This is a genomic window from Neobacillus sp. DZ-9 (genome assembly GCF_059587065.1).
Window position 1 is genome coordinate 1 of sequence record NZ_JCAIOL010000017.1, and the last position, 17,925, is coordinate 17,925.

The 17,925-nt window shown below is 38.7% G+C and carries 21 protein-coding genes; 8 read left to right on the top strand and 13 right to left on the bottom strand.

Going from position 1 to position 17,925, the window contains the following annotated elements:
• Window positions 1-295: 295 nt before the first annotated feature.
• On the bottom strand, window positions 296-526 hold the full coding sequence (locus AC59HZ_RS28605) for a hypothetical protein (RefSeq protein ID WP_496549216.1): 231 nt from the start codon (window positions 524-526) through the stop codon (window positions 296-298).
• A gap of 139 nt (window positions 527-665) precedes the next feature.
• On the opposite strand from AC59HZ_RS28605, the gene pdaB reads away from it, so the two are divergent.
• Window positions 666-1,418 carry a polysaccharide deacetylase family sporulation protein PdaB gene (gene pdaB / locus AC59HZ_RS28610; protein ID WP_496549217.1) on the top strand — a complete coding sequence of 251 codons (753 nt, stop codon included), beginning with the start codon at window positions 666-668 and terminating at the stop codon, window positions 1,416-1,418.
• Between the two features lie 17 nt (window positions 1,419-1,435).
• On the opposite strand, the gene AC59HZ_RS28615 is transcribed toward pdaB, so the two are convergent.
• Complete coding sequence (locus AC59HZ_RS28615) at window positions 1,436-2,107, bottom strand: KinB-signaling pathway activation protein (protein ID WP_430067615.1); 672 nt, start codon at window positions 2,105-2,107, stop codon at window positions 1,436-1,438.
• Window positions 2,108-2,255: 148 nt separating this feature from the next.
• Here AC59HZ_RS28615 and gerD point away from each other — a divergent pair, with 148 nt between their 5' ends.
• The gene (gene gerD / locus AC59HZ_RS28620; RefSeq protein ID WP_496549159.1) at window positions 2,256-2,873 is read left to right on the top strand and encodes a spore germination lipoprotein GerD; all 618 of its coding nucleotides are present in this window, start codon (window positions 2,256-2,258) and stop codon (window positions 2,871-2,873) included.
• A gap of 56 nt (window positions 2,874-2,929) precedes the next feature.
• On the opposite strand, the gene salA is transcribed toward gerD, so the two are convergent.
• From salA to AC59HZ_RS28635, 3 genes are all read right to left on the bottom strand, one after another.
• A complete protein-coding gene (gene salA, locus AC59HZ_RS28625; RefSeq protein ID WP_496549160.1) occupies window positions 2,930-3,982 on the bottom strand; it encodes an iron-sulfur carrier protein/transcriptional regulator SalA in 1,053 nt (350 codons plus the stop codon).
• A gap of 141 nt (window positions 3,983-4,123) precedes the next feature.
• A complete protein-coding gene (gene cwlD / locus AC59HZ_RS28630; protein WP_496549161.1) occupies window positions 4,124-4,846 on the bottom strand; it encodes an N-acetylmuramoyl-L-alanine amidase CwlD in 723 nt (240 codons plus the stop codon).
• 135 nt (window positions 4,847-4,981) lie between these two features.
• Window positions 4,982-5,425: a YbaK family protein gene (locus AC59HZ_RS28635; protein WP_496549162.1), complete on the bottom strand. Its 444-nt coding sequence runs from the start codon at window positions 5,423-5,425 to the stop codon at window positions 4,982-4,984.
• 128 nt (window positions 5,426-5,553) lie between these two features.
• On the opposite strand from AC59HZ_RS28635, the gene AC59HZ_RS28640 reads away from it, so the two are divergent.
• The 4 genes from AC59HZ_RS28640 to AC59HZ_RS28655 all read left to right on the top strand — a co-directional run bounded on the left by AC59HZ_RS28640 (window position 5,554) and on the right by AC59HZ_RS28655 (window position 9,701).
• The gene (locus tag AC59HZ_RS28640) at window positions 5,554-5,943 is read left to right on the top strand and encodes an SET domain-containing protein (protein ID WP_496549163.1); all 390 of its coding nucleotides are present in this window, start codon (window positions 5,554-5,556) and stop codon (window positions 5,941-5,943) included.
• Window positions 5,944-6,043: 100 nt separating this feature from the next.
• The gene (locus AC59HZ_RS28645) at window positions 6,044-7,534 is read left to right on the top strand and encodes a spore germination protein (protein ID WP_496549164.1); all 1,491 of its coding nucleotides are present in this window, start codon (window positions 6,044-6,046) and stop codon (window positions 7,532-7,534) included.
• Window positions 7,535-7,551: 17 nt separating this feature from the next.
• On the top strand, window positions 7,552-8,640 hold the full coding sequence (locus AC59HZ_RS28650) for a GerAB/ArcD/ProY family transporter (RefSeq protein ID WP_496549165.1): 1,089 nt from the start codon (window positions 7,552-7,554) through the stop codon (window positions 8,638-8,640).
• Window positions 8,637-9,701, top strand: coding sequence for a Ger(x)C family spore germination protein (locus AC59HZ_RS28655; RefSeq protein ID WP_496549166.1), 1,065 nt, complete (start codon window positions 8,637-8,639; stop codon window positions 9,699-9,701). The genes AC59HZ_RS28650 and AC59HZ_RS28655 overlap by 4 nt, the downstream gene beginning before the upstream one ends.
• A 158-nt stretch (window positions 9,702-9,859) precedes the next feature.
• Here AC59HZ_RS28655 and AC59HZ_RS28660 read toward each other — a convergent pair whose 3' ends face one another.
• The gene (locus AC59HZ_RS28660) at window positions 9,860-10,567 is read right to left on the bottom strand and encodes an SH3 domain-containing protein (protein WP_496549167.1); all 708 of its coding nucleotides are present in this window, start codon (window positions 10,565-10,567) and stop codon (window positions 9,860-9,862) included.
• A gap of 522 nt (window positions 10,568-11,089) precedes the next feature.
• On the opposite strand from AC59HZ_RS28660, the gene AC59HZ_RS28665 reads away from it, so the two are divergent.
• Complete coding sequence (locus AC59HZ_RS28665) at window positions 11,090-12,178, top strand: CotH kinase family protein (protein WP_496549218.1); 1,089 nt, start codon at window positions 11,090-11,092, stop codon at window positions 12,176-12,178.
• 75 nt (window positions 12,179-12,253) lie between these two features.
• Window positions 12,254-12,622, top strand: a complete 369-nt coding sequence (locus AC59HZ_RS28670; protein WP_496549168.1) for an SET domain-containing protein — start codon at window positions 12,254-12,256, stop codon at window positions 12,620-12,622.
• A 223-nt stretch (window positions 12,623-12,845) separates the two neighbouring features.
• Here AC59HZ_RS28670 and rpsI read toward each other — a convergent pair whose 3' ends face one another.
• From rpsI to rplQ, 7 genes are all read right to left on the bottom strand, one after another.
• Window positions 12,846-13,238 carry a 30S ribosomal protein S9 gene (gene rpsI, locus AC59HZ_RS28675; protein WP_098533175.1) on the bottom strand — a complete coding sequence of 131 codons (393 nt, stop codon included), beginning with the start codon at window positions 13,236-13,238 and terminating at the stop codon, window positions 12,846-12,848.
• Window positions 13,239-13,258: 20 nt separating this feature from the next.
• Complete coding sequence (gene rplM, locus AC59HZ_RS28680) at window positions 13,259-13,696, bottom strand: 50S ribosomal protein L13 (RefSeq protein WP_496549169.1); 438 nt, start codon at window positions 13,694-13,696, stop codon at window positions 13,259-13,261.
• Window positions 13,697-13,934: 238 nt separating this feature from the next.
• Entirely contained in the window at window positions 13,935-14,684 is a 750-nt protein-coding gene (truA, locus tag AC59HZ_RS28685; protein ID WP_496549170.1) for a tRNA pseudouridine(38-40) synthase TruA, read from the bottom strand.
• Between the two features lie 12 nt (window positions 14,685-14,696).
• On the bottom strand, window positions 14,697-15,494 hold the full coding sequence (locus AC59HZ_RS28690; RefSeq protein WP_496549171.1) for an energy-coupling factor transporter transmembrane component T family protein: 798 nt from the start codon (window positions 15,492-15,494) through the stop codon (window positions 14,697-14,699).
• Window positions 15,491-16,360 carry an energy-coupling factor ABC transporter ATP-binding protein gene (locus AC59HZ_RS28695; RefSeq protein WP_496549172.1) on the bottom strand — a complete coding sequence of 290 codons (870 nt, stop codon included), beginning with the start codon at window positions 16,358-16,360 and terminating at the stop codon, window positions 15,491-15,493. Before AC59HZ_RS28695 ends, AC59HZ_RS28690 begins: the two co-directional genes overlap by 4 nt.
• On the bottom strand, window positions 16,336-17,175 hold the full coding sequence (locus AC59HZ_RS28700; protein WP_496549173.1) for an energy-coupling factor ABC transporter ATP-binding protein: 840 nt from the start codon (window positions 17,173-17,175) through the stop codon (window positions 16,336-16,338). The genes AC59HZ_RS28695 and AC59HZ_RS28700 overlap by 25 nt, the downstream gene beginning before the upstream one ends.
• Before the next feature lie 331 nt (window positions 17,176-17,506).
• Entirely contained in the window at window positions 17,507-17,869 is a 363-nt protein-coding gene (gene rplQ, locus AC59HZ_RS28705) for a 50S ribosomal protein L17 (RefSeq protein ID WP_289989314.1), read from the bottom strand.
• Window positions 17,870-17,925 lie beyond the last annotated feature (56 nt).

The window sequence follows — 17,925 nt, forward strand, 5'->3', positions numbered from 1 at the left end:
TTAGGCACGCCGCCAGCGTTCGTCCTGAGCCAGGATCAAACTCTCCAAGAAAGTTGATTAGCTCATAAAATAAAACGTTGGCTCGTTTCAAAAGAAACGAATATTATTGTTTGTTGACGTTTTTGTTTGTTTAGTTTTCAAAGGACAATCAACCGCTCAAAAGCGACCTTTTAAATATATCATCTGCACTTGGTAAAGTCAACAACTTTTTTATAAATTGTTTTACCAGGTCAGCAGCGACGTTTATTAATATACCAAGATAGGTTATTCTTGTCAACGAAATTTCAAAAAAAAATTATCCCTTTTTTCTGTCCCTCTTACCTCTCCTTATATATCTTAAACAATCGTTTGGTGATGCAACTCTTCTAAATAAAGTAAAGAGTACCTTGTATCGCTCTTCCATAGCTCTTTTTACAATATGATCAATGCGTTCATCCCTTAAATCAAATAATATTTCATCCATTTCTCTTTTAATTAGGTATTCCATCTCTTTTACTTCTTTTTCATTGATGAGAAGCCCAAACATTGAATTACCCCCAGTGAAATTTCTAGTTATTGTAGTATTTTCCAATTATTGAAATTTTATAATAAAAATTCTTTAATCATATTATCAAAAAAATAAGCATAGGCTGAAGACAAGGATGGTATTGGACGAGGTGGTCATGATGAATTTCTTTGTTGTGCTAAACGGAAAGGCCTTAAAGAGTGTTGCCCTCATTTTAATCGCTGCATTTTTCACTGCATGGTTCCTCTATATGGAGAACCTTGCACAAATACCTGTCTTTTCAACAAAGGAAGGTCCGAAAGCCGTTTATCGCGGTGAAAAAGACCTTGCTCTAACCTTTAATATTGGCTGGGGTGATGAAAAGGCGGAGCCTATTCTAGATACTTTAAAAAAGGAAAATGTGAAATCAGCTACGTTCTTTTTGTCTGGATCATGGGCTGAAAGACATCCTGATCTTGTCAGCAGGATTGTCAAAGATGGGTTTGAGATTGGCATTCTCGGGTATGATTATGTAGACTATCGGGATTTAGAGGACGTAAAGATTGGAAAGGATATTGCCAAAGCACAGGAAGTCTTTGCAAAATTAAATGTGAAGGATATTAAATTATTACGTGCGCCGACAGGACATTTTGACGAGCGTGCTTTAAAAATCGCTAAAAGATATGGATACACCATGGTTCATTGGCATGTAGATTCAAAGGATTGGACCAACCCTGGTGTCGGAAAGATCGTCGCAAATGTAAAAAAAGCCGAAAAGGGAGATATTGTTCTCCTTCATGCTTCTGACTCGGCTAAACAAACTGCCAAAGCCTTGCCGCTTATTCTTCAGGATATTCGTCAAAAAGGCTTAAAGCTCGTCTCCGTTTCTGAGATGATTACTAACGGGGAAGTTCAGTCGAAGATTATCAATTAAACAGAAAACCGTCCATTTTATACGGACGGTTTTTTTGTTAATTTTTTAGGGCTATTTGCTTTTCGTTTGAGTCTTTCCTGTCTTTCCTTTTCTGATTGTGTGTTCAATTTGTGGAGAATTAATAATTGATAGGCATTACAGGCCATCAATGCAAACATCATCAGAAAAAGCCAGTTTTTAGAATTTGTCCTTAGAACAGGAACCCACTCTACAATCGTTACCACAACCATAAAGAACAGTGCCGGGATAAATGCTTGCTTATTGGTCTGTTTCATTTTATACCACGCCGCCACTGCACCGACAACTAAAAGGATTATAGCCGGTACGAAAAATGGAAGAATCGATTGTCCGGATTTGGCAAAATTTCCATAACGCAAATAAACCAAATCAAACAAAGCAAATAAAATTAGGACAATCTGAACAGCATTCCAGAGCGAAACAGATTTAAATATTCCTATTCCAAACCGGTGAATCGTTAAATATGCAAAAAAGCCCATTTGGCTGATAGCACTAAATAAAAACCCCATGACAATAAACCAGATTAATGCCGACAAAATATCGCCAATTTTAAATCCAACAAAAAATGGCTGCATTTCATTCCAGCGGACAATCAATCCCACAATAGCCGTCGTGAGCCCGCCAACTACTAAAGTGGTCATAAACAATCTTACCAAATTACGGCTTGTCACCTTATAAACCTCCAACGTACAAAATAAATTCCATACTGATTGTATCAATCAACATGTGAAAAATCCATATTTTAAAGTTCTAACGAATAATCTCCCCAAGTTTTCTTCATTATAAAATTAAGGATTCTTATGTGAAAGGAGCTTGAATATGAAAGCGAAAAAGATGTTGCTCCTCCTACCCATTATGGTGATGCTTACAAGCTGTTCTTCTAGTGATACAAGCAGCGGAGGGCAAGTTGACTACGACCAAACAAAAAAGATGGTCGTGGATATTCTGAAAACCGATGATGGCAAGAAGGCTATTGAAGAAGTTATGTCCAAAGATGGCATAAAAGAGAAATTAGTAATGGATCAAAAAGTGGTTTCTGACACCATTTCGCAAACACTTACTTCCGATAAAGCGACTGAATTTTGGAAAAAAACCTTCAGTGATCCGAAATTTGCTAAAGGCGTTGCCAAAAACATGAGATCCGAAAATGAAAAGCTTTTAAAGGATTTGATGAATGATCCAGAGTATAGAGGCATGATGATTGAAGTTTTTAAAGAGCCAGAAATTCAAAAAGAAATGGCAGATGCTTTAAAAAGTAAAGAATATCGCGAACATCTTCAAAAAGTCATTACCGAAACAGTAGATAGTCCATTGTTTAAGGCTAAAATTCAAGAATTGCTCCTAAAGGCCGCTGAAGAAGCCAATACGAAAGCCAGCAGTAAAAGCGGGTCAACCGAAAAATCCAGCGGCGGTCAGGGCGGTCAGGGCGGCTCTTAAAAAAGCCTATATCAAAAAAGAAGCCTCTTCGTTAAACCGAAGGGGCTTCTTTGACATTATTTTTTAAGAAGGCTTACTACTTTATCAGCAATTTCCAGATAAATTTTTCCGATTTGATGATCTTCTTGGTAGATAGAAGGAGCAAAGTCTTCATCATTCCAGTCTGGCTGGTTAAGCGGCAGGCGGCCAAGAACCTCAGTATTTAATTCTTCGGCAAGCTTATCTCCGCCTCCCTGACCGAACACATACTCTTTTTCACCGGTTAATTTGCTTTCAAAATAAGCCATGTTTTCAATGACCCCTAGGACCTCATGCTCCGTACGAATAGCCATCGCCCCAGCGCGTGCAGCAACGAAAGCTGCTGTTGGATGTGGAGTGGTTACGATAATTTCTTTACATGCAGGAAGCATAGTGTGAACATCAAGCGCGACATCTCCTGTTCCTGGCGGCAGATCTAATAGTAAATAATCAATTTCTCCCCACTCTACTTCATTGAAAAAGCTGTTTAACATCTTCCCAAGCATCGGGCCACGCCAAATGATTGGGGAATTGTCTTCCACAAAAAAGCCCATTGAAATGACTTGAACACCAAAGCGCTCAACAGGAATAATCTTTTCTCCTCGAACAACAGGGCGCTTCGTAATTCCCATCATATCTGGTACGCTGAAGCCGTAAATATCAGCGTCAATAAGGCCTACCTTTTTACCTTGGCGCGCTAAAGCGACTGCAAGGTTGACAGATACTGTTGATTTCCCTACTCCGCCTTTACCGCTGGCAATAGCAATGAACGTAGTATCTGCCGAATTGAGAAGGTTTTTCTCTTTTTCAGGCTCTGCATGGCGGTGTGCCGCTAAAATTTCTTCCGGTAGTTCGCTAAAGCGAATACCTACGGTTGCTGCCCCAGCTTCTTTTAATAAATTCACGATTTGTGTTTGCAGCTGCAATTGCTCGCTCGTTCCCGTTCGAGCGATCCCCACCTTCACACTCACATGATTTTTTTCTTCTTTAATCTTAATTTCCTCAATTGCATTCAATTCAGCTAAGCTTTTATGTAAAAATGGCTCTTTGAGGCTGCTAATTGCCTCACGGATTCTTGCTTCTGTTAACATTAAGTAAACACCTCACCAATTGAATTCGTTTCCATCTTTCAGTATATCATACATGTTCAGAGAGTCAGTTAATTGAATCACAGGTTAACAATAATCAAGACAAAAAAGCCAAAATAAATGGAAGGTGTTTCTCACCTTCCTTTAATCTGTTTCTTTTAATTCTTTTTCATTCGTGAAATAACGAATGACCCCACGGTATATGGATTCCGCTATTTTCTCTTGATACGATTTCTTTTTCAAATTTTCCTTTTCAGCTGGGTTGGAAAGAAAGCCTACCTCAACTAACACCCCTGGCTTTTTTGCATTTTTTAAAATATACACTTGGTTTATTGGTTTCGCCTTACGGTTGGTATTCCCTAAATTTTCGCGGAGCTCCTCTTGGATAAATTTAGCCGCTTTTGCATTTTCTTTGTGGTGTGGTGCATAAAAGGTTTGGGCACCACTCCATCTTGAAGAAGGAATCGCATTTAAATGGATACTGACAAAAAAGTCATTATCGGAATCATTAATCATTTTTAATCTTTTCTTCAGATCCTCTACTTTTCTGCGGCTATAACCCCTTGTATCATCATCGGCTAAATCCGTATCGGTATCTCTTGTCATCACCACAAGAGCCCCCTGCTGCTGCAGAAGATCCCTGACTTTTAACGTAATATCTAAAGCAATATCTTTCTCGAGTGTTTTCCCAGTTCCAGCCCCCCCATCAGGACCGCCATGGCCTGGGTCAAGCAAGATTATTTTCCCCGATAAGGGAAGATTCCAGGATTTCCATGAGTTATTTTCCGAAAAATCGTGCTGTAAGATGAGGAATAATACCAGTAAACCCACCGAAAAACCAATTATTTTCAATCTGCGCTTTGACAACCAAATCATTCCTTCCCGCTCGTCCCTTCAATAAACTATATGGGACAAGGGGGAAAAATATTACAGCGAAAAGCGAAAACGCCTTGATCAGGGGCTGTAGACCATAGAGCCCCTAGTCGCTAAAGCTGGACAATTTTAATGAAGTCGCAGCTTATGGCGTCTTTGGCCTTTTTCGTAGCCCTCTCTCCACCAAACATGGATGTATTGCTCACATAAATAATAAAGGGATTCACTCATGGCGCCTTCTTGGCCATTTCCCCAGTATAGTAAAAAATTATATAAGGTATCAATCAAATGTTGTTCTTCGCGGAAACAGCGCATCCTTACGTCTTCCAAACTCTCTCCATGGTAGCCAAATTTGCTGAATTTCGCGCCTAATAAAAAAGCTTCCAGGGCAACATCATAGCAGGCTTCCTCTATTCCCGTATTCATGATCATGCTTGAAGCAATATTCGTAGAACCAAAATACTGTCTCACTCTTTCTTTCAGTGTATTAATCGATAACTCCCGCAGGACGGAACGCTCGTATTTTATTTGTTTTTCACGTCGTTTTTCTTTAAAGGTAGTTATAACAGTCACTTCTTTTTCACCTCTTAGAACTATTCTTTATCCCTCGTTCATAAGAAATGCAAAGACGGTATTTCCAATTTTTATTATTACAAATTAACAATTCGCTATTATCATGAATATTTTTATAAGAACTATAAATGAACGGAGGCCAAGAACCAGTGCTGGAAGTAAAAGAATCGAAGTACGGAAGAGGTGTTTTTGCGACCAGGGATATCCAAAAAGGTGAGCTCTTAGATGCTTCGCCCATCATTGTCGTACCTCATGAAGAATATAAATATTTGAAAAAAACAGTGCTGAAAAACTACGTATTTTGGTGGGGGAAAAATGATAAAACCCGAGCTGTCGCATTAGGCTACGGTTCGTTATTTAACCATTCCTACACACCGAATGCCAAATATAAATTTAAAAGGAAAACGGATACGATTAATTTTTATGCTTTTACCGATATTAAAGCAGGCGAAGAAATATTAGTTAATTATAATGGAAACCCTGATGACCAATCGCCCGTATGGTTTGAGGTGTTATAAGATATAATTCCCCCTTAATGGGGGATTTTCTTTTGAATTCATAATCCTTCCACTAAAGGAAAAGATAAAAGTAATGCTGAATACGGAGGTGATTCGACTAATGGGTTGGTTTACAAAAAAACACGAACATTTAGATGATGAAAAATCGCTTGAACAATACTTAATGCGTTCAAAGGATTATAAAAAAGTTTCATATCTTAATCAGCCAACAAAAAACCAGTTTACCCTGTCTTTTATCTCTACACTCATAGACGAGAGCATTTTACAAAACAGTGCAATTCCCTATTTATTAGATAAACCTTTTGAAAAGATCGAGGATGTCAAAAGGATTGTCGCACTTGCTGATGTGCAAATCAGCAATGATCCAAGTGTAATCGAGCAAAAGTTGTTTAATGGATATGTCCTGTTAACACTTGAAACGGATCAAAAACATTTTGCGTTTTTAGCGGCTCAAAAGGAAATTGTCAGAAGTGTAACAACACCTGAAGTTGAATTTAGCGTCATTGGCCCGAAGGAGGCCTTCGTCGAATCCATTGAGCAAAATATCAATTTAATCCGTAAAAGACTTCCGATAAAAGAATTAATTATTGAAGAATTAACTGTTGGTACTCTGTCAAAAACAAAAATTGTCGTTCTCCATATTGACGGAATTACCGATCCAGATAATGTTCAAACCGTGGTCGAGCGGATAAAAAAAATAGATTTTGATGCTATAACAGATAGTTCCTATGTCGTACAACTCATATCTGATAATAAAAACTCCCCCTTTCCACAGCTTCTGGATACAGAGCGTCCGGATAGGGTCACAGCGATTCTAGCTGAGGGGAAGGTAGCAATATTCGTTGACGGGTCTCCGCATGCCTTGATTGCCCCAACAACGCTGGTCGAATTCTTTAGTTCATTTGAGGACTATTTTTTAAACTGGATGATTTCTTCCTTTTTCAGGCTGATCCGGCTATTCGCCGTTATGTTTTCTATTTTAGTAACACCAATATATGTTGCGACATTATCATACCATTACGAGCTTATACCGAAGGATTTAATGAATACCTTGGTAACCTCACGCCGAGAGATTCCGCTGCCGCCAATATTAGAAGCACTGTTTCTTGAACTGACCATCGAACTCCTAAGGGAGGCTGGAGCCCGCCTGCCGACAAAGGTTGGTCAGACGATTGGTATCGTAGGCGGGATCGTAATCGGGACCGCCTCAGTTGAAGCGGGACTGACAAGTAATGTCTTATTGATCATTGTGGCACTGGCGGCGCTGGCATCCTTTACAACACCTGTATATAAAATGGGCAATGCCATCCGGTTGCTTCGATTCCCCTTTTTGTTTTTTGCAGAACTATGGGGTCTGCTTGGAATTGTGTTTTGTTTTTGTCTCTTAATGACACACTTGCTCCGGCTCACTTCTCTTAACAGGCCCTTTTTAGAACCACTTTATCCACCTAGAATGACGGACCTTAAAGATTCTCTAATTAGGCTGCCATTCAGTAAACAGTCCAAAAGGCCGCAAACTTTAAGGACGCTAAAGCCTGTTCGGTTTACGCCTATGACTAAAAAGGTTAAAAAAAGTGATATTGACGAATAGGAGGCGGTTATTGAGCTATGGAACAATTAGTACCCGAAAAAGCAAAAATATCGCCTTTTTTAGTTTTTTTCCTAATCCACACAATGCAGTTTGGTGTAGGTGTCCTTGGTTTCCAGCGAATTATCGCCATGACGGCTGGATATGACGCATGGATTTCGGTTATTATTGCTGGATTATGCATCCACATCATTATTTGGATGATGTATAAAACCCTTGAAACCGTAAACGGTGATTTGATTTCCGTTCATTGCTTTATTTTTGGAGAAAAAATAGGTAAGCTCCTGACACTTCCATTTGTTATTTATTTTATACTTGTGGCTTTGACAATTCTCAGGGCTTTTATTGAGGTCATCCAAGTTTGGATGTTTCAAGATATGAGTACCTTTTGGTATTCCCTGGCTTTTTGTGGTTTAGCGATTTATATCATTTTTGGCGGATTTAGAATCGTAACAGGAGTAGCATTTTTTGGAGTTGTATTACCGTTTTATTTATTTTTCTCTTTTCTTTTTACCCTTCCGTATGCCGATGCTAGGAACTTATTTCCAATCCTTGATCACTCAATAAAAGATTTGCTCATGGCATCCTATCAAATGTCTCTTACCTATTTAGGATATGAGATACTACTGTTTTTCTATCCGTTTATTAAAGAACCACAAAAATCAAAGAAATGGGCTCATTTAGGCGTTTTATATACCACTTTTCTATATACGGCGCTTACCATTCTTACCTTTTCCTATTTTTCAGAGGTACAGCTTCAGAAGAGTGTTTGGGCGACATTAGCGATGTGGAAAATTGTTGAAATGCCCTTTGTTGAGCGCTTTGAGTACATCGGAATAGCCAATTGGAATATCGTTATTCTGCCGAATTTTTGCATTTCTTTATGGTGCGCTAGCCGTGTACTAAAAAGAGCGGCCCATTTGAAGCAAAAATATGGAGTTCTCCTCATATCATTGGTAGTGTTAATCACCATAAATTTATTTAAGACACGAATCCAAATAAACACACTCATAGATTATACGGGTAAAATTTCATTTTATTTAAACTATGGGTATATCCCGCTGCTATTTTTTCTTGTGCTGATTGTGAAGAAGGTGAAGAAAAAGTGATAAAAAATATGATTGTCAGCTTAATTGTCATTACAGTTCTTACGGGTTGTGTGGAAAAGGAAATCTTAGATGATGTAAATCTGGAATCTGGGAGTGCCTATGATTATGTTAATGGAAAAATAAGAGGCACTGCCTTAGTACCTATCTATTTACCAAATAAAGAGGTGCAAAATAAAACCTTTTCTGCCTCTTCTAATTTAAGCAGAGACTTTTTAAGAGATGTCCAGCGTCAATCATCAGATCCACTTGTCACTGGGAGCATCAAAGTTGTTCTTTTTGGTGAAGATCTAGCTAGAGAAAAAGGAATATTAGACCTAATTGATTCGTTTCAACGCGATCCTAGTATTGGTGCTGGTTTATACCTGGCAGTTACTAAGGGGGAGTCAAAAAATGTCATAGAAGGGAATTATGGAAAAAGAGGGAATGCTATTTATTTATCTAATCTCATTCATCATAATATGAAAAACAAAGATATACCGAAAACAAACCTTCATCGCTTCTTATTTGATTTTAATCAAAAAGGGAAAACGCCCTATCTTCCAGAAATAAGAAAGTTAGGGAAAGAGCAAATTGAAATCAGTGGTATCAGCTTTTTTTACTATGGCCGTGTTGTAGATACCATTCCGGCTTCGAAAATGTTTTATTTCAAGCTTCTTGTCGACAAGTATAGTCGAGGGACCTTAAAGGTGACCCATAAGAAGGAAAGGGCTGCTATAGAAAGTCTTCGCTCCAAATATAAAATGAAAATTGCCTCTAGAGATCCCTTAACTGTAAATGTTCAGCTAAAGATAAAAGCAGTATTAAATGAATACTCTGGAGCACGTGTCACACCAAAGGAAATTAAAGAAATCGAAAAAATTCTTCAGGAAAATATCGAAAAAGAATGCTCATTATTAATAACCAGATTTAAAGAAAAGAATATTGATCCAGTTGGATTTGGGCATTTTATTAAAAGCCACACCAGGAGATTCAATTATAAAAAATGGGAAACAGACTACCCGCATTTAAAAGTAAAGGTTCATGCAGATGTAATGATTATGGAATCTGGGGTTATTGAGTAATTAATAATAAAAATAAAATTTTGTCGAATTACACTTCAGATTTTGTAGATATTTCCCGGGAATTTTGTTGGAATTTGAAAATGGGGACCTCTAAAAGTCGAAAATTACTAGTTATATCGTCCAGCGATACAAAACAAAAAATGCCTTAAATAGGCACTTTATTTTCGGAAAATGGAAAAAATCCCCATCCATTTTTCTTTAGGTTTTTGTATCGCTTCTTCTAAACGTTTATTAAATTCATTTTGTGAAATCCATTCTTTATTCTGCTCGTTTCGCAAATTCTGAATTTCTAATTGTAAGAATTCACTTTTTTCTTTTTCTTGTTGTAGTAATGTTTCGTAATGAGTATTTTGCTGTTCAGATAATTTCTCAATTTTAGCTATGGTTTTTTGAGCCGAATTTGCAATATTTGAACTTATAACATGATGATCCTGCTGAAGACGGGATACATGTGTTTTAAGTTGAGACAAATCGTTCGTTAGTTGGGTATTTATTTCACGTGTAGCTGCGACTTCATTGACTAAAAACATTAAGATTTCTTTTAATTGATTGGGGTCTTGTGGCAAATTTTCGTATGGATCGGAAAGCGCAATCTCTGTCTCAGTGGACCCCTTTAATCTTTCCTTTTGTTGATTAACAATGTCTTTCGCTGTATCGTCCAGAGGCTTGTCCGTATCGCGTAACGCTATAAGCACTCCAATGTCAGACTGAACAAAGATGCGCCGATCGCCATCTTTCAAAAACTCATATCCATTCCGCTCTAAGATTTGGCCATATTTTCGAACAGTTGGTGTTGCAATTCCCACTTCTTCCGCCGCTTCCTTGGTAGAAAAAGCTCGTTCATTAGGTAGAATATCACGTCGCATATCGGACCCCCTTTACTATTAAATATGAAGGTTTTTATGCATATTTGCAATATATATCGCCAAGCGATACAAAAAACAATTCTTTCTTCCCAAATTCTATCAAAAAAGTTTATGAACCATAAAAAAGACTCCCAGCCATAGTGGCAGGGAGTCTTTGATTTTGTGCAAATAATGTGGTCAAGTATGCAAGCCGAAATAATTCGGTGTAAGAATTTGCTTAGCTCTGAGATCCTGCGGGGTAGGCCAATTGTCGAAATGAACAATTACTTGCTGCCCCTGCCGATCAAGTACCATAATCTCTCCTTCATACACCCTTTTTACGCATAAAGGATCATGTGATGTATTCCAGCTGAAAACATAATAAAATTATAAAATTAGCCTTGCTTGGGCAATCAGTTTATTCAATTTATACAAACCATAAATAAAATGAATTAAGTTGATTAAGGAGGTGTTTTTTTGGATGAAAGAAGGGAGAACTCGATTCATAAAGACAACCTTAAGAATAAAGAAGGGAATGGAAAAATGTCCTATCAAATTCAAACTTATTCTTTAGTTATTGAAGAAGCGGATTTACAAGATCTAAGAAGTGATATTCGGAGAAATACTACTGTTCCAGCCTGTTTACAAGTGGGAGATACCGACTATGAGGTTGATATTTGCTACCGAGGTGCATATACCCGGAAATTCCGTAAAAAATCATATATGATTGAGTTCATTCAACCAAGAGCATTCTCCGGTGCCAATGTCATTCATCTTAATGCCGAATATAAGGATCCCTCACTCATCCGTAACAAACTTTCCCTCGATTTTTTCCAGGATATTGGTGTTCTTTCGCCAGAGAGTCAACATGTCGATTTAATAAGGAATGGTTCATTAAAAGGGGTCTATTTGCTATTGGAATCTGTAGATGAAATGTTTTTGAGAAAAAGAGGACTCCCTTTAGGTCCGATTTATTATGCCGTAAGCGATAAGGCAAATTTTTCTCAAAATAATAAAGGAAAGCCAAAAAATTCACTTACTTCGGGCTACAAAAGAGCGTTTGGGAACAAATCAGATGATGAATACCTCATTGAACTGGTAAAGCAAATTAATACAATCCACCTCTCCGAGTTTCCTCAAACCATCTCCCAGTACATTGATATTAGTAACTACGCACGTTGGATGGCAGGCGCTGTCTGTACCATGAATAATGATGGATTTACACGTAACTATGCCCTTTACCGTAACAGTGAAACAGGTCTTTTTGAGATTATTCCTTGGGATTATGATGCTACCTGGGGACGAAAAATAAACGGCAGAAACATGAGATATAATTATGTTCCTATTGGCGGAAAAAAAACCAACCATCTTTCTTTTCTACTTCTGCAAACACCTGAGTTTCGTAAACTTTTTAGAGAAATATTGGAGGAAATTTTGGAAACCAAGTTCACCGTTCAATATTTAGAAAATAAGGTTACTTCATTACATCAAGCTTTAAGACCTCATGTCCTCCAAGATCCATATAAAAACAAGGATATCGATAAATTTGATGGGGAGGCGGAAGTGATATTTCAATTCATACGTGACAGAGCAGCCTATTTGAAAAGGCGACTCGCTTATTTAGACCTATAACTAGTTGACTGTTACTTCGAAATTAATTAACATGAAACGTTTTAACTGATCTAAATATGTGAAAGGGGTTTTACTTTGGGCCCAATATGTGTAAAAAAATCCGACAAGTATGTAAGAGGAGTGTTTGCTGTACATGAGATAAAAAACGGGGAACTCATTGAGCAATCACCAATTATTGTCTTCCCCCGAACCGACAGATATTGCTTAAAGAACACCGCACTTGTTGAATTCCTCTTCGATTGGGGTGAAAAACAATATGCGCTTGCTCTGGGATATGGCTCAATATATAATCACTCATACAATCCCAATGCGAAATTTGAGTATAATAAAGAATACTTTTTAATTAACTTTTATGCGATTAAAGATATTTCCGCTGGTGAAGAAATCTTCATTAATCACAATAGCATTCGGGAAGATAACACCACTCCTTTATGGTTTCAGTGATTTTAATGAATATGTAAAGAAGGATAGACCGCCTAAACATATAGGCGGTCTATCCCAGTCATTGAGAATATAAAATGCAATGTTTTAAAGTTTGAGAAAGTCAATTGATAATTATATTATCAGATTGAATTTTGGAATATTTTCAAATTGATGTAAAAGGTACTTTTCAGCATATAAAAAGACCCCCAACCAAATTGGTTGAGAGCCTTCGAAACGTTGAAAATTAACGCTTTGAGAACTGAGGCGCACGACGAGCACCTTTAAGACCGTATTTCTTACGCTCTTTCATACGTGCATCACGAGTTAATAGACCAGCGCGCTTTAATGTTGGACGGAATTCAGGGTCAGCTTGTAGTAATGCGCGAGCAATACCGTGGCGGATTGCGCCAGCTTGACCAGTGTATCCACCGCCGCTTACGTTTACAAGAACATCGTAGCTGCCTACTGTTTCAGTAGCTACTAATGGTTGTCTTACAACAACACGTAAAGCTTCAAATGGGATATAATCTTCGATTTCACGACCGTTAACAACAATTTTACCTGTACCTGGAACTAAGCGCACACGTGCGACAGAGCTCTTACGACGACCAGTACCAATATATTGAACTTGTGCCAAGTTAATTCCCTCCCTCTTAATTAACCGCGAAGTTCGTAAACTTCAGGTTTTTGTGCTTGGTGTGGATGTTCTGCACCAGCATATACGTGTAATTTTTTGAACATTTGACGGCCAAGAGAATTCTTTGGAAGCATGCCTTTAACAGCAAGCTCAATCATTTTCTCAGCATAATTTGTACGCATTTCAAGAGCCGTTCTTTGCTTTAAACCACCTGGGTGTAAGCTGTGACGGTAGTAGATCTTGTCAGTTAATTTCTTACCAGTTAATTCTACTTTAGAAGCGTTAAGAATGATAACATTATCACCAGTGTCAACATGTGGTGTAAAAGTTGGTTTGTTTTTACCACGTAAGATTGATGCTACTTCAGAAGCAAGACGACCAAGAGTTTTGCCTTCAGCATCAATTACGTACCATTTACGCTCGATATTGTTGGCATTTGCCATAAACGTTGTACGCATGAGTTTCCCTCCTAATTAAATCCGTTAAGTGTTATTATTTTCGCACTGTCAACGCCTTCGAGCGTTCCATTCTGTTCCGGGAATAAACGACCGAGGCCTGACGTGCGCTCAATTTTCAAAAATCATATATTTTCAATCACGATGAAGACTTTCCGGGGCTTTATCGTGGGATTAAAAACACGCACATGTAATATATTAATCAATCACAGTCAAAATGTCAAGGGAATGTTACACCAGGTTAGGTTGTTTTATTATAAAAAACTTCCCATAGATACAATCCGTGTGCTGGTGCGGTTTTTCCTGCTAAACGACGGTCTTTACCAGCAAGAATATCAGCCACGTCCCCAGGCTTCCGCTCGCCAGCTCCTACCTCTAATAATGTCCCTACTAATATCCTAACCATATTATACAAAAACCCGTTCCCAACAAAACGAATCACAAGCAAGTCACGATCTTCCACAAAATCAATGGTTTCAATCGTCCGAACTTTATCTACTACTTCCGTTTTCGAAGCGCAAAAACTCGTAAAGTCATGGGTACCAAGAAAGTATTTACTGGCTTGCTTCATGGCATCGACGTCTAAAGCATAGGGATACTGATAAGCAAAATTCCGCTGAAACGGGTCCCGTTTAGAAGAACGATATAACAGATAACGGTATTCCTTCCCCTCAGCATCAAAACGGGCATGAAAGGTCTCTTCAACCTCTTTTACAGAAATTACCGAAATATCGGCTGGAAGTAGCGAATTTAACGCCAGCTCCCACTTATGTTCTGGAATAGGCATTGCCGAATCAAAATGAATGACCTGCCCCTTCGCATGAACACCAGCATCCGTCCTGCCTGAACCTGATACCTTCACAGGAACACCCTTATGCATTTTTGCCAAAACAGTTTCTAGCTCTAATTGCACAGTCCGCTTATTCGGCTGAACTTGGTAACCGGAAAAACCCGAGCCATCATAGGAAATAATGCATTTATACCTTTGCATGAATTCGCCCCATTATGAACGTAATAAAAATAATAAGACTGATAAAACGACCAAAATCACAAGCTGCATGGAATCTGCCATATGCCAGCTTAATTGACGGTATTTCGTTCTTCCTTCTCCGCCGCGATAGCCTCTGGCCTCCATCGCAATCGCAAGCTCCTCCGCCCGTTTGAACGAACTTACAAACAAAGGGATGAGCAATGGAATGACTGCCTTGATACGTTCTTTAAAAGGACCGCTTGCAAATTCGACTCCGCGAGCGATTTGCGCCTTCATAATCTTATCTGTTTCTTGCATAAGAGTTGGGATAAACCGTAATGAAATCGACATCATCAAAGCCATTTCATGGACAGGGAAACGCACCTTTTTTAATGGATGCAGCAATGTCTCAAGACCATCGGTAATCTCAATAGGGGTTGTCGTTAATGTCAATAATGACGTCATTAAGATTAAGAAGAAAAAACGTAAGGAAATAAAAATCCCCTGCCGTAAGCCTTCCTCATAAATTTTCACTGGACCTAATTCAAAAATGACTTCGCCCTGTTTTGTAAACAACAACTGCAGGACTAATGTAAAGAAAACAAGCCACAACACAGGTTTTAATCCGCCATATAAAAAGCGGATCGGTATCCTCGATAAACCAAGCATTAAAAAAGTATAAATTCCAATAAGTGCATAAGTTACAACGTTATTAGCGAGAAAAATGATACAAACAAATAAAAAAATAAGAATCAATTTTGAACGCGGATCCATCTTGTGAAGAATAGAATCTGCAGGAACATAGCGACCAAAAATCATTTTTTCCATCATGAGCGAACACCTCTGCTTAAAAGAATAGAAACTGCAGAAGATAACTCGTCAATCGAAAGAAAAATTTTATCTAATTTCACGCCCATTTTTTCCTCAAGCTTAAGCTGGAAACGAACTACTTCTGGAACATCCAATCCCATTTGCACTAATTCCACTGGGTTAGAGAAAATCTCCTCTGGTGTCCCCTTTTTGGCGACCTTGCCTTGCTGCATAATCACAATTTGGTCCGCATATCTTGCAGCATCCTCCATACTGTGTGTCACAAGGATCGTGGAAAGACCTCTTTCCTGATGAAGATGGTAGAACATATCCATAATTTCTTTTCGGCCGCGCGGGTCTAAACCTGCGGTAGGCTCGTCCAAAACAATGACATCAGGATCCATCGCCAGCACACCAGCAATAGCTACACGGCGCATTTGACCGCCTGACAGGTCAAAGGGTGACTTTTCTAAGATTTCTTCACTAAGTCCAACTTGTTTTAGCGCAACACGGGCACGTTTTTTTGCCTCTTCTTCGGTAACTCCAAAATTAAGCGGTCCAAAAATAATATCTTTTTCAACTGTTTCCTCAAACAATTGATGCTCTGGAAACTGAAAGACAATCCCAACTTTTTGCCTTACTGGTTTGAGACTTTTATTCTTTTGCTTTGCCTTTATTTCATGGTCCCCAATTTTCACCATTCCGTCTGTTGGCTGCAGAAGACCATTCAAGTGCTGTAACACAGTAGACTTTCCGGATCCCGTATGACCAATCAAGGACAAATAGGTGCCGGAAGGAATATCGATCGAAACGTCTTGAATAGCCAATCTCTCAAAAGGGGTATTTGCTTGATAACGGTACTCTACATGTGAGAGCGAGATGTCCATAGCTCTGTCACCAACTCTTCTTCCGATAAATAGTGCTTGGATAGGTCAATCCCTCTTTGACGGAAAGCTTTACTCATTTTAACTGAGAAGGGAATATCAAGACCTAATTGGATCAATTGTTCATCCATAGAGAATATCTCTTCGGGAGCTCCTTCACGAAAAACTTCTCCTTTATTCATTACGATGATCCGGTCCGCTTTGGCTGCCTCCTCCAGGTCATGCGTAATAGAAATTACAGTTAGTAATTTTTCATCTTTTAAAGTTCTTACTGTCTCCAGCACTTCTTCCCTTCCTTTAGGGTCAAGCATAGAAGTAGCTTCATCTAAAATAATGATCGACGGTCTTAGGGCAAGAACACCTGCTATGGCAACCCTTTGCTTTTGACCGCCTGAAAGATGATGGGGCTCTTGATATAGAAACTGATCCATTTTGACTTTTTTAAGAGAATCCTCAACACGCTGGACCATTTCTTCTCTTGGTATTCCGTTATTTTCTAAACCAAAAGCCACATCATCCTGAACAGTTGTTCCAACAAATTGATTATCAGGATTTTGAAATACCATTCCAATTTGTTTACGGATATCCCAAATCGACTCTTCGTCAAGATTTAAATCACCAACTGTAATTTCCCCTTCTTTAGGAAATTGCAGGCCATTTAATAGCTTTGCCATAGTAGATTTGCCTGAACCATTATGCCCGACAATGGCCAGCCATTCCCCTTCATATATATCAAAGGAGACATCTTTTAATGCATAGCGTTCCTGCGAATCGTATTGAAAGGAAACACCCTTAAGAGAAACAATTGATTTTTTCATGTCATAATCTCCCCTGGCTAAACTATTCTCGGCTAAAATACAAAAAAAGCCTGCACCTCGTCCCTGAGCAGCACTGCGATTCAGTGACTGCGAAAAAGTGATTTCTATAATAGAAATGGGAGGAGGTGCATGAGCTAGACGAGACGTAAAAAGGAATTAAGGAATTCCTTCCGGGTAAAAATCATCGCTCCATTTTAGTGGAGTCACGCTCATCATAACACTCGTTTGGCTTGGTAAAACTATAAAATATTGAATTGCAATTTACAGAAAAAGGGCAAAGAACAAGTTTGTTTGTAAACTGTCCAGCGCCCTTGTTGTCTGTTAAAAGGTATTAAACTAACTCGATAATAACCATTGGCGCACCGTCACCGCGACGAGGTCCAAGTTTCATAATACGAGTGTATCCACCTTGACGCTCTTGGTATCGTGGAGCGATATCAGCGAAAAGTTTTTGTACAGCATCTTGACCGTTTTCAGCGTTAGCAACTTCATTACGAACGTAAGAAGAAGCTTGACGACGAGCATGTAAATCCCCGCGCTTACCTAAAGTGATCATTTTTTCAACTGTCACACGAAGTTCTTTTGCGCGTGTTTCAGTTGTTTCGATGCGCTCGTTGATAATTAAATCTGTAGTTAAATCACGTAGCATAGCTTTACGCTGTGCACTTGTGCGTCCTAACTTTCTGTATGCCATGAAGGGTTCCCTCCTTTGTTGAAGTCATAAAACGGATTATCGTAACGCTGGACTAG

What these genes read in the sequence shown, in the direction of transcription:
- AC59HZ_RS28605 (WP_496549216.1), bottom strand. Translation starts at nt 526, where the DNA reads ATGTTTGGGCTTCTCATCAATGAAAAAGAAGTAAAAGAGATGGAATAC.
- pdaB (WP_496549217.1), top strand. Translation starts at nt 666, where the DNA reads ATGAATTTCTTTGTTGTGCTAAACGGAAAGGCCTTAAAGAGTGTTGCC.
- gerD (WP_496549159.1), top strand. Translation starts at nt 2,256, where the DNA reads ATGAAAGCGAAAAAGATGTTGCTCCTCCTACCCATTATGGTGATGCTT.
- salA (WP_496549160.1), bottom strand. Translation starts at nt 3,982, where the DNA reads ATGTTAACAGAAGCAAGAATCCGTGAGGCAATTAGCAGCCTCAAAGAG.
- AC59HZ_RS28640 (WP_496549163.1), top strand. Translation starts at nt 5,554, where the DNA reads ATGAACGGAGGCCAAGAACCAGTGCTGGAAGTAAAAGAATCGAAGTAC.
- AC59HZ_RS28645 (WP_496549164.1), top strand. Translation starts at nt 6,044, where the DNA reads ATGGGTTGGTTTACAAAAAAACACGAACATTTAGATGATGAAAAATCG.
- AC59HZ_RS28650 (WP_496549165.1), top strand. Translation starts at nt 7,552, where the DNA reads ATGGAACAATTAGTACCCGAAAAAGCAAAAATATCGCCTTTTTTAGTT.
- AC59HZ_RS28660 (WP_496549167.1), bottom strand. Translation starts at nt 10,567, where the DNA reads ATGCGACGTGATATTCTACCTAATGAACGAGCTTTTTCTACCAAGGAA.
- AC59HZ_RS28665 (WP_496549218.1), top strand. Translation starts at nt 11,090, where the DNA reads ATGTCCTATCAAATTCAAACTTATTCTTTAGTTATTGAAGAAGCGGAT.
- rplM (WP_496549169.1), bottom strand. Translation starts at nt 13,696, where the DNA reads ATGCGTACAACGTTTATGGCAAATGCCAACAATATCGAGCGTAAATGG.
- truA (WP_496549170.1), bottom strand. Translation starts at nt 14,684, where the DNA reads ATGCAAAGGTATAAATGCATTATTTCCTATGATGGCTCGGGTTTTTCC.
- AC59HZ_RS28690 (WP_496549171.1), bottom strand. Translation starts at nt 15,494, where the DNA reads ATGATGGAAAAAATGATTTTTGGTCGCTATGTTCCTGCAGATTCTATT.
- AC59HZ_RS28695 (WP_496549172.1), bottom strand. Translation starts at nt 16,360, where the DNA reads ATGGACATCTCGCTCTCACATGTAGAGTACCGTTATCAAGCAAATACC.
- AC59HZ_RS28700 (WP_496549173.1), bottom strand. Translation starts at nt 17,175, where the DNA reads ATGAAAAAATCAATTGTTTCTCTTAAGGGTGTTTCCTTTCAATACGAT.
- rplQ (WP_289989314.1), bottom strand. Translation starts at nt 17,869, where the DNA reads ATGGCATACAGAAAGTTAGGACGCACAAGTGCACAGCGTAAAGCTATG.